This window comes from Synechococcus sp. WH 5701, assembly GCF_000153045.1.
Lineage (GTDB): Bacteria > Cyanobacteriota > Cyanobacteriia > PCC-6307 > Cyanobiaceae > Regnicoccus_A > Regnicoccus_A antarcticus.
In genome coordinates, this window is the sequence record NZ_CH724160.1 from 379,026 (window position 1) to 393,161 (window position 14,136).

The 14,136-nt window shown below is 67.3% G+C and carries 11 protein-coding genes; 6 read left to right on the plus strand and 5 right to left on the minus strand.

Features of this window, described 5'->3' with window-relative positions; genetic code table 11:
* Window positions 1-32: 32 nt before the first annotated feature.
* The 3 genes from WH5701_RS12000 to WH5701_RS17225 are packed head-to-tail and all read right to left on the minus strand — an operon-like array spanning window position 33 to window position 2,886.
* Window positions 33-878: a DUF547 domain-containing protein gene (locus WH5701_RS12000; RefSeq protein ID WP_006172681.1), complete on the minus strand. Its 846-nt coding sequence runs from the start codon at window positions 876-878 to the stop codon at window positions 33-35.
* Complete coding sequence (locus tag WH5701_RS17220; protein WP_006172682.1) at window positions 875-2,200, minus strand: hypothetical protein; 1,326 nt, start codon at window positions 2,198-2,200, stop codon at window positions 875-877. Before WH5701_RS17220 ends, WH5701_RS12000 begins: the two co-directional genes overlap by 4 nt.
* Complete coding sequence (locus WH5701_RS17225; protein ID WP_232201903.1) at window positions 2,197-2,886, minus strand: glycosyltransferase; 690 nt, start codon at window positions 2,884-2,886, stop codon at window positions 2,197-2,199. The genes WH5701_RS17220 and WH5701_RS17225 overlap by 4 nt, the downstream gene beginning before the upstream one ends.
* Before the next feature lie 149 nt (window positions 2,887-3,035).
* Here WH5701_RS17225 and WH5701_RS12015 point away from each other — a divergent pair, with 149 nt between their 5' ends.
* From WH5701_RS12015 to WH5701_RS12030, 4 genes are all read left to right on the plus strand, one after another.
* Complete coding sequence (locus tag WH5701_RS12015) at window positions 3,036-4,292, plus strand: MFS transporter (RefSeq protein ID WP_006172686.1); 1,257 nt, start codon at window positions 3,036-3,038, stop codon at window positions 4,290-4,292.
* Window positions 4,293-4,333: 41 nt separating this feature from the next.
* On the plus strand, window positions 4,334-6,469 hold the full coding sequence (ppk1, locus tag WH5701_RS12020) for a polyphosphate kinase 1 (RefSeq protein WP_037981367.1): 2,136 nt from the start codon (window positions 4,334-4,336) through the stop codon (window positions 6,467-6,469).
* A gap of 182 nt (window positions 6,470-6,651) precedes the next feature.
* Window positions 6,652-7,632, plus strand: coding sequence for an RpoD/SigA family RNA polymerase sigma factor (locus WH5701_RS12025; protein WP_037981050.1), 981 nt, complete (start codon window positions 6,652-6,654; stop codon window positions 7,630-7,632).
* Between the two features lie 48 nt (window positions 7,633-7,680).
* The gene (locus tag WH5701_RS12030) at window positions 7,681-8,325 is read left to right on the plus strand and encodes a hypothetical protein (RefSeq protein WP_006172689.1); all 645 of its coding nucleotides are present in this window, start codon (window positions 7,681-7,683) and stop codon (window positions 8,323-8,325) included.
* Here WH5701_RS12030 and WH5701_RS12035 read toward each other — a convergent pair.
* A complete protein-coding gene (locus WH5701_RS12035; protein WP_006172690.1) occupies window positions 8,315-8,656 on the minus strand; it encodes a hypothetical protein in 342 nt (113 codons plus the stop codon). The two genes, WH5701_RS12030 and WH5701_RS12035, sit on opposite strands and share 11 nt — an antisense overlap.
* A 141-nt stretch (window positions 8,657-8,797) precedes the next feature.
* Window positions 8,798-9,871 carry a 3-deoxy-7-phosphoheptulonate synthase gene (locus WH5701_RS12040; protein ID WP_006172691.1) on the minus strand — a complete coding sequence of 358 codons (1,074 nt, stop codon included), beginning with the start codon at window positions 9,869-9,871 and terminating at the stop codon, window positions 8,798-8,800.
* Window positions 9,872-10,001: 130 nt separating this feature from the next.
* On the opposite strand from WH5701_RS12040, the gene acnB reads away from it, so the two are divergent.
* Both acnB and WH5701_RS12050 read left to right on the plus strand, forming a co-directional pair.
* Window positions 10,002-12,629, plus strand: a complete 2,628-nt coding sequence (gene acnB, locus WH5701_RS12045) for a bifunctional aconitate hydratase 2/2-methylisocitrate dehydratase (RefSeq protein WP_006172692.1) — start codon at window positions 10,002-10,004, stop codon at window positions 12,627-12,629.
* Between the two features lie 77 nt (window positions 12,630-12,706).
* On the plus strand, window positions 12,707-14,062 hold the full coding sequence (locus tag WH5701_RS12050; RefSeq protein WP_006172693.1) for a ClC family H(+)/Cl(-) exchange transporter: 1,356 nt from the start codon (window positions 12,707-12,709) through the stop codon (window positions 14,060-14,062).
* Window positions 14,063-14,136: the final 74 nt, after the last annotated feature.

The following is a 14,136-nucleotide window of genomic DNA, read 5'->3' on the forward strand; positions in this document are numbered from 1 at the left end:
GACTTGAGTCCTGTTGCTGAACATTGCCGCACTCACTGGCGGTTGAGCGACCAGTCGTAGTCGAGGGTGCCCAGGGCATAGCGGCCCTGGGCCAGGTAAGCGCGGTCCTCAGGGCTGACGTAATCGCCGATGAAGGCCAGGACCGCACTGTCCCTCACATGGCCGGGCACCGGAGCCGCTGTCGGGTTGGCCCGGCCCCAGTCCTCGCCGAACCAGCGGAAGATCGGCGAGATCAGCACCCGCTCCCCAGTCCGATCGATCCGCAGGCCATGGGGACCCGCCAGCCAGCGGCGCACCTGATCCTCCAGTTGCTGCTCCAGCCGCTCAGCCGCGTAGGGCTCCCGGCGCAGGGGCGGGCAGTTGTTGGCGGCACACACCAGGGCCGCATGGATGCGCGGTTCGTTGAAGTCCTGGCGCAGGATCTGATGCTCGATCGCATCGAGCGTGCGCGGCTGGCCCGCCACCTGGTGGCGGCGCAGGTTCCACACGCCCCAGATGTCCTTGATGCTGGCCTTCAGCGGAGTCTCCTGGATGATCGAGGCCAGGGTCAGGGCGTTGTAGGCATTGAGCAGGAAGGCGATCTGCTTCGCCTCACTCCAGGAGCGGTAACGCTCCGGGGGCACCGCGCCGATCACCGCCACATAGCGCTCCAGATCCTCTGGTCGGCGCTGAAGACCCTCGTAGTCCACCAGGCCCCGCTCGTTGACGTACTCCTGGAGCACCCGGGTGTAAGTCTCGCTGGAGTACGGCACAGCCGCGGCCGCCCCGGAACCCGCCGTGCCGGCCGCCCCGGAGCCCGGCACGGGGAAGGGCGGCAGCGAGCAACCCACCAGGGCGGTGGTCACTCCAGCCAGCAGGACCAGTCTCAGGGTGGTCATGGCACGGACGGGGTGGAGAGATCGGGGGGCTGGAGCCTGGCCTGCCTCAGCTGGGTGATGCCGAAGCCCGCCACGAACGGGACCCAGATCAGGGCGCGCTCGATCTCCAGAAGGTTCCAATCGGGTTTTCGGTGCAGCAGCACGAAGTAGATGAAGCCGCTCAGACTCACCAGCCGCACGCCCCAGTTCGCCGTGGGCACGGCAAAGGGCACGATCCAGCTGAAGTACCAGAGATGAACGATCGGCGAGAGCGTGAGCAGGGCAAACCAGTAGCCCTGCGCGAACCCGCCGAAGCGGCGGCAGCGCCACAGCAGCAGGGCCACCACCAGCAGCAGCGGCAGCAGATGGATGGCATTGCTGCTGCTGGTGGCCGGCCAGATCCGAGCCAGCAGATGGGGAACGAATTCAGCGCTGCGGGCCTGGGTCACGAAGGCCGAACCCGTGGGGATCAATGGGCAGCGGATCGAGTCGCAGTAGGCCATTGACCCCAGGCCGAGGGGCAGAAGCCCCAGCAGACCCAGCCCCAACGCCAGCAGCGCTCGGTCGCTGCGCAGCGCCAGCCAGCAGGGGTAGGCCAGCAGGGGCAGCGACACCCACTTGATCGCCACGCTCACGCCGATCAGCAGGGCGCCCAGGGCCCAGCGGCCAGCGAGCCCTGGTCCTGATCCTGGTCCTGGCTCAGGTGGACGGTCGAACAGGAACCAGGCCGCCACAAGAGGCAGCAGAAACCAGCTGTCGTAGTGGGCACCGCCGCTGAAGCTGTAGATCACCAGGGGGTTCCAGGCCCAGAGCAACGCCGACGCCGCCCCGAACCGCCGGCTCAGCAGGGCACAGAGGCCCAGATCGCAGGCCAGGAAGGCCAGCTTGAACAGCAGCACCTGGGCAGGCACCAGGGTGAGCAGGCGAAAGCCGAGCTGCGTCAGGGGTGGGTAGATGGCCGTCACCGCTGGATGGTTGATCTGACCCCACCAGGCGGGCCGCAGGGCCTGCAGGGCAGTGGCGTCGGGAGCCAGCTCGTAGGGATTGAAGCCGTGCTGCTGGATCGTGCCTTCCCAGAGGTAACGCCAGACGTCATCGCCGGGCTCCATGGCCAGCAGCAGCAGCCGGGTGGCGATCGCCACCCCCCAGAACCAGACGGCCGGTAGCGCCACGATCCGCCAGGAGAGCGCGAAGCCCAGACCCATCACCGCCACGGCGCCCCAGAACGCCTGCAGGACCTGCCAATCACTGACCTGACCATGGGGCGCCATCCAGGCGGCTCCGCCCACCAGCAGCAGGGCGCACAACCGCCAGAGGTTCCGTTGGCTGGTCAGAGGTGTCATCGATTGAGCCCCCGACTGATCCGCGCCAGGTACAGACCCCCGAGGGTGCGCAGGATCACCTCCCCGGCCCGGAGGCTGCCCAGCAGCGATCCGGAGATCTTGGAGCGCCCCCCCTGGCGCGGCCGGTAACCCACCGGCACTTCGCGGATGCGGCAGCCCTGCTCCACCGCCCTCACCTGCATCTCGAGCGTCCAGCCGAAGCCCCGATCCCGCAGGGCGAGCGCCTCGAGGCAGGGGCGTCGGATCAGGCGCATCGGACCGAGATCCCGATATCTGTGACCCCAGCCCAGCTGGATCAGGCGGGTCGCCAGGCGGTTGCCGAAGCGCTGCAGCGGGGTCATCGCCCGCCGACCCTCCGCCCCAGCCAGGCGGTTACCCAGCACCAGATCCGCTTCTGCCGCCGCCGCCAGCAACCTGGGCAGCGCCGCCAGATCGTCGCTGCCGTCACCGTCGCAGAAGAAGATCCATTCCACAGCGGGCGGCAGTCCGCCCAGGCCACGCCAGCAGGCCCGGCCATAGCCCGGCCTCGGCTCAACCACCACCTCGGCGCCGGCAGCGCTGGCCACCGCCGCGGTGTCATCGCCACTGCCGTTATCCACCACCCGGATGCGCTCCAGACCCTGACCGCGCAGCTCCTGGATCACCGCGGCGATGGCGGCGGCCTCATCGCGCGCGGGAATCAGCACCTGCAGAGAGGCGGCGGCTGGCCTGGGCGGCTGGGGGCGAATGAGTATCGGTCGGCTCGGGCAGTTCACCCCAGATGTACCGGCGGGTGGGGCGATCGGATCGTGCGGCCGCCCATGGGAAGGTAACGGCACTGTTGCGGGTCGTCGCCATGGGCTGGTCGCGCCCTTCCACGCGGTTCTGCATCTTCCTGACTCTGCTGAACGACCGTCTGGGGGAAAGCATCGTCTTTCCCCTGCTGCCCTTTCTGCTGGCGAGTTTCACCAGCGACGGGCGCACATTGGGCCTGCTGGCGGGCAGTTACGCCCTGGCCCAGTTCCTGTTCACCCCCCTGATCGGAGCCCTCAGCGACCGCTTCGGCCGTAAACCCGTCATCGCCGGCTGCGTGGCCGGCTCGGTGCTGGGCCTGGGGGGTTTTGCCCTGACCCTGTCCCTGCCCTGGCCGGCGGGCAGCGCCTGGCCCTTGCCTCTGCTCTTCGGCGCCCGGCTGATCGATGGGGTCAGCGGCGGCACCGCCGCCACAGCAGGCGCCGTGCTGGCTGACATCAGCCCTCCGGAGAAGCGGGCCAAGGCCTTCGGGCTGATCGGCGTGGCCTTCGGGCTCGGTTTCATCCTCGGGCCGGCCCTGGGGGGGCTGCTGGCGGGGGTGAATGTGACCCTGCCATTGCTGCTGGCCGTGGCGGTGGCGGCCGTGAATCTGGTGCTGGTGCTCACGGTGCTGCCGGAAACCCATCCCCCGGCCGCACGCCTGGCCCTGCCCCGCAAGCGGGAGCTCAACCCGCTCAGCCAGCTGATGCGCGTGTTTCGCAATCCCCGGGTGCGGCGGCTCAGCCTGGCCTTCTTTCTGTTCTTTCTCGGCTTCAACGGCTTCACCGCCGTGCTGGTGCTCTATTTCAAACAGGTGTTCGGCTGGGGGCCGGAGCTGGCGGCCATGGCCTTCCTGGTGGTGGGCGTGGTGGCCACGGTGGTGCAGGGCGGCCTGATCGGACCGCTGGTGCAACGCTTCGGCGAAGGGCGCCTCAGCCTGGCCGGCCTGGGGCTGGTGGTGGCGGGCTGCCTGCTGATTCCCCTGGCCACAGAGGCCAATGCTCTGCCGGTGGTGTTCACGGCCCTGGCCCTGCTGGCCTGCGGCACCGGGCTGGTCACCCCCTGCCTGCGCAGCCAGGTGTCGCGCCGGCTGGATGACAGCGGCCAGGGAGCGGCCCTGGGCAGCCTGCAGGGCCTGCAGAGCCTGGGCAGTTTCATCGGCCCGCCTCTGGCGGGTCTGGCCTATGACCTGGTGGGCAAGACCAGCCCGTTCTGGGCCGGCATCGCCCTGTTCCTGGTGGTGGCCCTGCTGGTGGCAGGAGGTGGCCCCCTCAGCAGCCTCCCGGCAAGCAAGCCCGCGACAGTGCCTCCCAGCCCTTGATTGCTACCTTCCCCCCCACAGCCCCAGCCATGGATCAGGTGATGAATGAACCCGTCGTGGCACCGGAGCTCTACATCAACCGCGAGCTGAGCTGGATCGCGTTCAACAGCCGCGTGCTGGCTCAGGCCCTCGACCCCACCACACCATTGCTGGAGCAGGCGAAATTCAGCGCCATCTTCAGCAACAACCTCGATGAGTTCTTCATGGTCAGGGTGGCGTCCCTGAAGTCGCAGCTGGAGGCGGGCCTCTCCACCCTCAGCGACGACGGACTCACCCCCAGGCAGCAGCTGGAGGCGATCCAGCAGAAACTGCGTCCGCTGCTGGAGCAACAGCAGGCCCACTACCGCCATCACCTCAAACAGGAGCTTTTCAATCAGGGCGTTCAGCTGATCGACTACCAACGCCTGAACAAGCAGCAGAAGACCTGGGTCAACACCTACTTCCAGACCGCCATCTTCCCGGTGCTCACCCCCCTGGCGGTGGACCCGGCCCATCCCTTTCCGTTCATGAGCAACCTCAGCTTGAACGTGGCAGCCCTGATCCGCGATCCCGACACCGGGCAGCAGCAGTTCGCCAGGGTGAAGGTGCCCACCAAGACCCTGCCGCGCTTCGTCGAGATTCCCACCGAGCTCTGCACCCGCGAGCCCTCTCCCGTGTACACGGTGGTGCCCCTGGAACAGGTGGTGGCCTTCAACCTGCAGCTCCTCTTCCCCGGCATGACGATCGAGGGGCATTACTTCTTCCGCATCACCCGCGACGCCGACCTGGAGCTGCGCGACCTGGAGGCCGACGACCTGATGGAGGCCCTGCAGGAGGGCCTGCGCAAACGCCGCCGCGGTGGCGAGGTGGTGCGGCTCGAGGTGGCCAACGAGATGCCGGATGAGGTGGTGGATCTGCTGATGGAGGGCACCGATGTGGATCCGGCGGACCTCTACCGGATCAATGGGCCCCTTGGGCTTGACGACCTGATGCGCCTGCTGGCAATCCCCCTGCCCCAGCTCAAGGACAAGCCCCACCAGGGCCGCACGGCCACAGCCCTGGCCCGGGCGCAGAAGAGCCGCCTGGGGGATGGCTCGATCAAGGCGGAGGAGTTCGAAAGCATCTTCGCGGCGATCCGCCGCAGCGATGTGTTGCTCCAACACCCCTACGACCTCTTCTCCACCTCGGTGGAGGAGTTCATCAACCAGGCCGCCGACGACCCCTCGGTGCTGGCCATCAAGATGACCCTTTACCGCACCTCAAAGGATTCGCCGATCATCGCGGCGCTGATCCGCGCCGCCGAGAACGGCAAGCAGGTGATGGCCCTGGTGGAACTCAAAGCGCGCTTCGACGAGGACAACAACATCCAGTGGGCCCGCCAGCTGGAGCACTCCGGCGTTCACGTGGTCTATGGCGTGCTGGGCCTCAAGACCCACACCAAGATCATGCTGGTGGTGCGCAAGGAAAAAGAACGGCTGCGCAGCTACGTGCACATCGGCACCGGCAACTACAACTCCAAAACCTCCAGCCTCTACACCGACATTGGCCTGCTCTCAGCCCAGCCGGAGCTGGGGCAGGATCTGGTGGAGCTGTTCAACTACCTCACCGGCTTCTCGAAACAGCAGAGCTTCCGCAGTCTGCTGGTGGCGCCGGTCACCCTGCGCAAGGGAATGGAAGCTCTGATCCAGCGGGAAATCAGCCATGCCCGCGAGGGCAAGGGCGGACACATCCGCGCGAAGATGAATGCCCTGGTGGATCCAGCGATCATCGCCCTGCTCTATGAAGCCTCCCAGGCCGGGGTGGTGATCGAGCTGGTGATCCGTGGCATGTGCTGCCTGAGACCCGGGGTGCCTGGTGTGAGCGAAACGATCCAGGTGATCAGCATCATCGGCCGCTTTCTCGAGCACTCCCGGATGTTCTGGTTCGCCAATGCCGGTGCGGCGGAGATGTACATCGGCAGCGCCGATTGGATGCCACGCAACCTCGACCGCCGCGTCGAAGCGGTGACGCCGATCAAGAATCCCCAGCTGCGCGGCCAGCTGGAGCGCCTCCTGGACACCTACCAGAACGACAACTGCGCGGCCTGGGACATGCAGAGCGACGGCAGCTTCATCCAGCGACGACCCAGTGGTGAGCCGCGCTGCGCCCAGCTCGATCTGATCAAGCAGTGGCGCACGGGTCTGACAGCCCAGGCCTGAGCGTTCGCGGCCCCGGCTTTGCAACTGGTGTAGCGATGCCTACACCAGTTGCAAAATTGGCATCATGGATAACTCAATGAAGAAAAGTGGCTTTCCTCCTTTAGGGAATTTTCGGATTCATACAGCAGCCAACCTCCCGACCCTGCTACATTCCGCGCACAACACATCCGGAGGCTGGGGTGATGGGGACACCTTTGCAATCCACCCCTGCCACAGGCCTCGCTTCCAAGAAAGCGAAGCCAGCGGCACGGGTGGCCCAGCCCAAAACCGGAGGCGGTCGGCTCAGCGCCGATTCCATCGGTTGGTATCTGAGCAATATCGGCCGGGTTCCCCTGCTGACCGCAGCCGAAGAGATTGAGCTGGCTCACCACGTGCAGGCGATGAAGCTCCTGCTGGAATTACCCGACGCCTCACTCACCCCCCGCCAGCGTCATCAGATCCGCATGGGAGGCCGTGCCCGCGACCGCATGATGGCCGCAAACCTGCGTCTGGTGGTGAGTGTGGCCAAGAAGTACCAGAACCAGGGGCTGGAGCTGCTCGATCTCGTCCAGGAAGGAGCGATCGGCCTTGAGCGAGCCGTCGACAAATTCGATCCCGCCATGGGCTACAAGTTCTCCACCTATGCCTACTGGTGGATTCGCCAGGGCATGACCCGGGCCATCGACAACAGCGCCCGCACGATTCGCCTGCCGATTCATGTGAGCGAAAAACTCTCGAAGATGCGCCGCATCACCCGGGAGCTCTCGCACCGCTTCGGCCGCCAGCCCAACCGGCTGGAGCTGTCCCATGCCATGGGCATGGACATCAAGGATCTGGAGGATCTGATTTCCCAGAGCGCCCCCTGCGCCTCCCTCGACGCCCACGCCAGGGGCGAGGAAGATCGCAGCACCCTGGGCGAGCTGATCGCCGATCCGGCCAGCACCGAGCCCATGGATCACATGGACCGCTCGATCCAGAAGGAACACCTCGGCACCTGGCTCTCCCAGCTCAATGAGCGTGAGCAGGAGATCCTGCGGCTGCGCTTCGGACTGGAGGGCAAAGAGCCACTCACCCTCGCTGAGATCGGCCGCAAGATCAACGTCTCGCGCGAGCGTGTGCGCCAGCTTGAAGCCAAGGCGATCATGAAACTGCGGCTGATGAGCAACCTGCAGCAGGCTGCCTGAGCCAGGGCTGCTGCCAGTCTGGTCCCGCCTGCTGGGAGTCAACCCTTGATGGGAGTGGCTTTGGTGCTGCTGTGGCTGGCTGCTGTGCTGGGCCTGGCGCTTTGGGCGCGACGGCGCTGGCCCGATCAACCCGAGTGGAGTCGCAAACTGCTGCACATCGGCACCGGACCGGTGGTGCTGATCGCCTGGGCTGCAGGGATCGATCGCTGGATCGCCCTGCCGGCGGCGGCCCTGGTCACCCTGCTGGCGGCCCTGAACCACCGTTACCGCCTGCTGCCGGCCATCGAGGACGTCGGTCGCCACAGCTATGGAACGGTGGCCTACGGCGCCGCGATCACCCTGCTGCTGGCGCTGTTCTGGCCGACCCAGCCCCAGGCCGTGGTGGCGGGAGTGCTGGTGATGGCCCTGGGGGATGGCCTCGCCGGACTGCTGGGACCCCTGATCCCTTCACCGAGCTGGCTGATCCTGGGACAGCGCAAATCGGTGGTGGGCACCACAGCCATGGCTGGCATGGCCCTGATGGTGCTGCTGCTGCTGCGCCAGCTGGGGGGCTCCGGGCCCACCCCAGCCGTCCTGGTGCTGATCAGCCTGGGGGCCACCCTGCTGGAGCAGGTCGCCGTGCTCGGGCTCGACAACCTCAGCGTTCCCGTGGCCACGGGCCTGCTCTGGAGCTGGCTGACACTCAGGCCCTGAGCATCCCCTCGCAGCGGCGCTGCCAGTCGGTGGGGGTGCCGAGACCTGCCACCACCAGGCGATCGCTGGGCTCGGCCTTGAGACGCAGCTGCCACTGGCGAATCAACTCGGCCCGCTCCATCCAGGCCTGGAGCACCGTGGTCTGAATGCCCTCGGGATCCCAGCCCCGCTGGCGGGCTGAACCCAGGGCCCAGCCGAGCAGATCATCGAGCTGGAAGGGTCGGAAGCCAGCGAACACCGGCCCGTTGAATTCTTTGGAAGCGCCACTCTGCTCGAGATAGAACAGCTGGAGGGGTTCGCTCAAGCCGCAGAACTGGAGGAGATAGGACATTGCGTGACCTCCTGATGCATCACCGGATGCCTCAACGATGGCAACTTAGTGGCCCAGCCAGAATCAACTGTTCAACAGGAACATCCCGTTGCAAAGCATGATTCTGGCAGTCTCACTCTGGGAGTGCCAGAACTAATCCAATCAGACCGGCGCCAGGTTGGCGGCCTGGGCCTCTGCCACGGCTTCGGCCAGACCGTCAAGGACCGTGCGGGTGGTCTCCAGGTCGATGCAGGCATCGGTGATGCTCTGGCCGTAAGCGAGCTGGCTCAGATCGGCTGGGATCTTCTGATTGCCGGCCACCAGGTGACTTTCGATCATCACCCCCATCACATGGCTGGACCCACCGCGCACCTGGCCGGCCACCTCGGCGAGCACCTCCCCCTGGCGCCGGTAGTCCTTGTTGGAGTTGCCGTGACTGCAGTCGACCATCAGCCTCGCCGGGAGACCCTCCTTCTGCAGCGCAAGGGCCGCCTGCTCGATCGCCTCCGGGTGGTAATTGGTGCCTCCCTTACCGCCGCGCAGCACCAGATGGCCATCGGGGTTGCCGGTGGTGGAGACGATCGCGGCATGGCCCAGCTGGCTGATGCCCAGGAAATGGTGGGGCTTGGAGGCGGCCTGCATGGCATGGATGGCCGTGACGGCGCTGCCGTCGGTGCCGTTCTTGAAGCCGATCGGCATCGACAGGCCCGAGGCCATCTCCCGGTGGGTCTGGCTTTCGGTGGTGCGCGCCCCGATCGCTGTCCAGCCGATCAGGTCGGCGATGTACTGGGGCACCACCGGATCGAGCAGCTCGGTTGCGGCGGGCAGCCCCATCTCGGCCAGGTGCACCAGCAGGCCCCGCGCCAGGCGCAGGCCGGTGTTGATGTCGTAGCTGCCGTCGAGGTGGGGATCGTTGATCAGGCCCTTCCAGCCCACGGTGGTGCGGGGCTTCTCGAAGTACACCCGCATCACCACCTCCAGCTGGTCGCGGTGGCGCTCACGCACCTCGGCGATGGCATCGGCATAGGCTCTGGCGGCCTCCACGTCGTGCACCGAGCAGGGACCGACGATCACCAGCAGGCGGGAATCCTGCCCATGCAGAATCGCCTTGATCCGCTCACGGGCGTCAAGCACGGTGCGGGCCGCCGTCTGGCTCAGGGGCAGTTCGCGATGGAGAACCGCCGGTGCCACCAGCGGCCGTGTCTCCACGATGTGGAGGTCGGAGGTGGTGAGCATGCCGGGAGCGGTCGTGAACCGGGGGCCAATCTCACACCCTAGAGACTCCCTTCGCAGCATCTTTGGCAGCGACGGTGACTGAGGAGGGGCACTCGGCCAGAAACAATGGGCTCAACTCCATCGTTTCGCCATGCCCTCTTCAGAGAGTGTCACCGACCTGCTGGTCAGCTACCGCCAGGCGGAGGCGGAGCGTGCAGCCCTGGGCGTACCGCCCCTGCCCCTGACCGCCCCTGAGGTTCAGGCCCTCACCCAGCTGCTGGAGCAACCTCCCGCCGGTGAGGAGGCCTTCCTGCTCGATCTGCTCAGTGAACGCATCCCGCCGGGAGTGGATGAAGCCGCCTACGTCAAAGCCAGCTGGTTGAGTGCCATCGCCCAGGGGCTGAGCGCGAGCCCCCTGGTGAGCCCGATTGAGGCCACTCGGCTGCTGGCCACCATGATCGGCGGCTACAACGTCGGCGCCCTGATCAGCCTGCTCGGCCACGGCGATGCCACCATCGCCGCCGAAGCGGCCAGCGGCCTCAGCCGCACCCTGCTCGTCTACGACTCCTTCCACGACGTGCTGGACCTGGCGGCCAGCAACCCCTGGGCGAAGCAGGTGGTGGAGTCCTGGGCCGCCGCTGAATGGTTCACCGCCAAACCCGCGCTGCCCGCCGAAATCACCGTCACGGTGTTCAAAGTGGAGGGGGAAACCAACACCGACGACCTCTCCCCGGCCACCCACGCCACCACCCGCCCCGACATCCCCCTGCACGCCATGGCGATGCTGGAAACCCGGATGCCGGGAGGCCTGGAGCTGATCGCCGAGCTCAAGGGCAAGGGCCATCCCGTGGCTTATGTGGGCGATGTGGTGGGCACCGGCAGCTCACGCAAGTCGGCGATCAACTCCGTGCTCTGGCACACCGGCACCGACATCCCCCATGTGCCCAACAAGCGCGGCGGCGGCGTGATCCTGGGGGGCAAGATCGCGCCGATCTTCTTCAACACCGCCGAGGATTCCGGCGCCCTGCCGATCGAGTGCGATGTGGCAGCGCTGAACTCGGGCGATGTGATCACGATCCGCCCCTACGCCGGCACGATCGAGCGGGCCGCCGGCGAAGCAGGCGCCGGTGAGGTGGTGGCCCGCTTCGAGCTGAAGCCGAGCACCATCGCCGATGAGGTGCGCGCCGGCGGCCGCATCCCCCTGCTGATCGGCCGCTCGCTCACCGACAAGGTGCGGACCCAGCTGGGCCTGGCGCCCTCGGAGCTCTTCATCCGCCCCGCGGCCCCGGCCGACACCGGCAAGGGCTTCACCCTGGCCCAGAAGATGGTGGGCAAGGCCTGCGGCTTGCCGGGCGTGCGCCCCGGCACCAGCTGCGAGCCCCTGATGACCACCGTGGGCTCCCAGGACACCACCGGGCCGATGACCCGCGATGAGATGAAGGAGCTGGCCTGCCTCGGCTTCTCCGCCGATCTGGTGCTGCAGAGCTTCTGTCACACCGCTGCCTACCCCAAGCCGGTGGACCTGAAAACCCACGCGGAGCTGCCCGATTTCATCAGCTCCAGGGGCGGTGTGGCTCTGCGCCCCGGCGACGGGATCATCCACAGCTGGCTCAACCGCATGCTGTTGCCAGACACCGTGGGCACCGGCGGCGACAGCCACACCCGCTTCCCCCTCGGCATCTCCTTCCCGGCGGGCTCGGGCCTGGTGGCCTTCGCCGCCGCCATCGGCGCCATGCCGCTCGACATGCCCGAATCGGTGCTGGTGCGCTTCTCCGGTTCGCTTCAGCCCGGCGTCACCCTGCGCGATGTGGTGAATGCGATCCCCTGGGTGGCGATCCAGAAGGGCCTGCTCACCGTGGCGAAGGCGGGCAAGATCAACGTGTTCTCCGGCCGGATCATGGAGATCGAAGGGCTGCCCGATCTCAAGCTGGAGCAGGCGTTCGAGCTCACCGACGCCACCGCCGAACGCTCCTGTGCCGGCTGCACGATCAAGCTCTCGGAAGCCACGGTGGCCGAATACCTGCGCAGCAACGTGGCGCTGCTCAAGAACATGATCGCCCGCGGCTATCACGATGAGCGCACGATGGCCCGGCGCATCCAGGCGATGGAGGCCTGGCTGGCCGATCCCCAGCTGATGGCCGCGGATGCCGACGCCGAGTACGCCGAAATCATCGAGATCAACCTCGATGAACTCACCGAACCTGTGCTGGCCTGCCCCAACGATCCCGACAACGTCAAGCTGCTCTCGGAGGTGGCCGGGGACCGGATCGATGAGGTGTTCATCGGTTCCTGCATGACCAACATCGGCCACTACCGCGCCGCCGCCACCGTGCTGGATGGGGCGGGCACCAGCGCCGCCAAGCTCTGGGTGTGCCCCCCCACCCGCATGGACGACGAGGTGCTGCGCGCCGAGGGGTACACCTCCAAGTTCGAGGCCGCCGGCGCCCGCATGGAGCTGCCCGGCTGCTCCCTGTGCATGGGCAACCAGGCGCGCGTCGACGACAACACCACCGTGTTCTCCACCAGCACCCGCAACTTCAACAACCGCCTCGGCAATGGCGCCCAGGTGTACCTGGGCAGCGCCGAGCTGGCGGCGGTCTGCGCCCTGCTGGGCCACATCCCCACCCCAGCCGAGTATCTGGAGATCGCCGCAGCCAAGATCGATCCCCTCTCAGGCCAGCTCTACCGCTACCTCAACTTCGATCAGATCGAGGGCTTCGAGAACCAGGGCCGGGTGGTGAGCAGCGAAGAGGAGGCCAGGGTGCTGGCGGAGGTCTGACCCTGAACACGGAGCGCCACGCCCCCACCCTGGTCCAACCCCAGAAAGAGCGGCTGACCACCTCCACCATCCGGCGGATGCTGGAGGAGCACTGGCTCAAGGTGATCCTGGCGCTGGTGGTCACCGGACTGGGGGCCGCCACCGCGGCCCTGCTGTTCAAGCTGGGGCTTGATGGGCTGGGGCGCCTGCGCCTGCGCATGCTCGCGCTGGGCCCCGACTGGCTGCTGCTGCCGGCCATCAGCGGCGCCGGCGGCCTGATCGCCGGCCTGCTGGTGCAGATCGGCGCCCCTGCAGCCCAGGGCTCGGGGATCCCCCAGGTGATGCAGTTCCTGCGCGGGCGGCCGATCCCGATGGGCTTCGAGGTGGCGGCGGTGAAGCTGGTGGCGGGAATCGTGGCCATCGGCAGCGGTTTTCCGCTTGGCCCCTCCGGCCCCTCGATCCAGATGGGCAGCTCCGTGGGCTGGGTGATGGCCCGCCTGCTCAAGGCACCCAACGCCTTTCGTCGCATGATCGTGGCGGCCGGCGGCGGCGCCGGCATCGCCGCGGTGTTCAATGCGCCGATCGGCGGCTTCTTGTACACCCTCGAGGAACTGCTGCAGGGGGCACGGCCCGTGGTGATGCTGCTGGTGCTGGTCACCACCTTCTGGGCCGACACCTGGGCCGATCTGCTCGGCCTGGCCGGGCTGGGGATGCACAGCACCGGCTGGAATCTGGGCCGGGGCTTCGTCCTCGAGCGGCAGGTCACCACCTATGTGGAGGTGCTGCCACTGGATCTGTTGGTGCTGTTCGTGGTCGGGGCCCTGGTGGCGGCGGGAGCGGAGACCTACTGCCGCTTCGTGGTCAGGCTGCACAACTGGCGGCGCCAACTGGGCATACCCCTGGCTGGGGCCATGGCCGCGGCCGGGGTGGTGCTCGGGGTCGTCGACGCCCTGCTGCCAGCCGATTTCATCAACCGTGCCGGCATCCGCCAGGCCGTGGCGGAGGGCGACATTGACATCAGCAAAGCCCTGGCCATCTTTCTTGTGCTGTTCGTGAGCACGGGTCTGGCGGCCGCCGCAGGCACCCCCGGCGGACTGTTCGCGCCGATGCTCACCCTCGGAGGCGCCCTGGGCCTAGCGGCGGCCGGGATGATGGAGCAGGTGGGGATCAGCGCCCCGAACACCACGATCTTCGCCGGGATGGCGGCCTTCATGACCGCCTGCGCGCGCACGCCGATGACGGCCACCTTCCTGACCTTCGCCCTCACCAAGGAGCTGCTGCTGCTCAAGCCCGTGCTGGTGGCCAGCCTGGGCAGCCTCGTGGTGGCCCGGTTGCTGCATCGCCAGTCGATCTTCCAGCGGTTGATCCCTCCGCCCCCCCCCCGCAGCGCCAGCGGCAAGGGCGTCGGCGGGCTGTCGGTGCTGTCGGTGCCGCTGCGGCCGCGGCCGCTCTGAGGCGCGCGAAGCCCCAACCGGCACTTTTGTAGCTCAAGTTACAAACTGGCGTGTCATCGGACGCTGCTGATTTC

What these genes read in the sequence shown, in the direction of transcription:
- WH5701_RS12000 (WP_006172681.1), bottom strand. Translation starts at nt 878, where the DNA reads ATGACCACCCTGAGACTGGTCCTGCTGGCTGGAGTGACCACCGCCCTG.
- WH5701_RS17220 (WP_006172682.1), bottom strand. Translation starts at nt 2,200, where the DNA reads ATGACACCTCTGACCAGCCAACGGAACCTCTGGCGGTTGTGCGCCCTG.
- WH5701_RS12015 (WP_006172686.1), top strand. Translation starts at nt 3,036, where the DNA reads ATGGGCTGGTCGCGCCCTTCCACGCGGTTCTGCATCTTCCTGACTCTG.
- ppk1 (WP_037981367.1), top strand. Translation starts at nt 4,334, where the DNA reads ATGAATGAACCCGTCGTGGCACCGGAGCTCTACATCAACCGCGAGCTG.
- WH5701_RS12025 (WP_037981050.1), top strand. Translation starts at nt 6,652, where the DNA reads ATGGGGACACCTTTGCAATCCACCCCTGCCACAGGCCTCGCTTCCAAG.
- WH5701_RS12030 (WP_006172689.1), top strand. Translation starts at nt 7,681, where the DNA reads ATGGGAGTGGCTTTGGTGCTGCTGTGGCTGGCTGCTGTGCTGGGCCTG.
- WH5701_RS12035 (WP_006172690.1), bottom strand. Translation starts at nt 8,656, where the DNA reads ATGTCCTATCTCCTCCAGTTCTGCGGCTTGAGCGAACCCCTCCAGCTG.
- WH5701_RS12040 (WP_006172691.1), bottom strand. Translation starts at nt 9,871, where the DNA reads ATGCTCACCACCTCCGACCTCCACATCGTGGAGACACGGCCGCTGGTG.
- acnB (WP_006172692.1), top strand. Translation starts at nt 10,002, where the DNA reads ATGCCCTCTTCAGAGAGTGTCACCGACCTGCTGGTCAGCTACCGCCAG.
- WH5701_RS12050 (WP_006172693.1), top strand. Translation starts at nt 12,707, where the DNA reads ATGCTGGAGGAGCACTGGCTCAAGGTGATCCTGGCGCTGGTGGTCACC.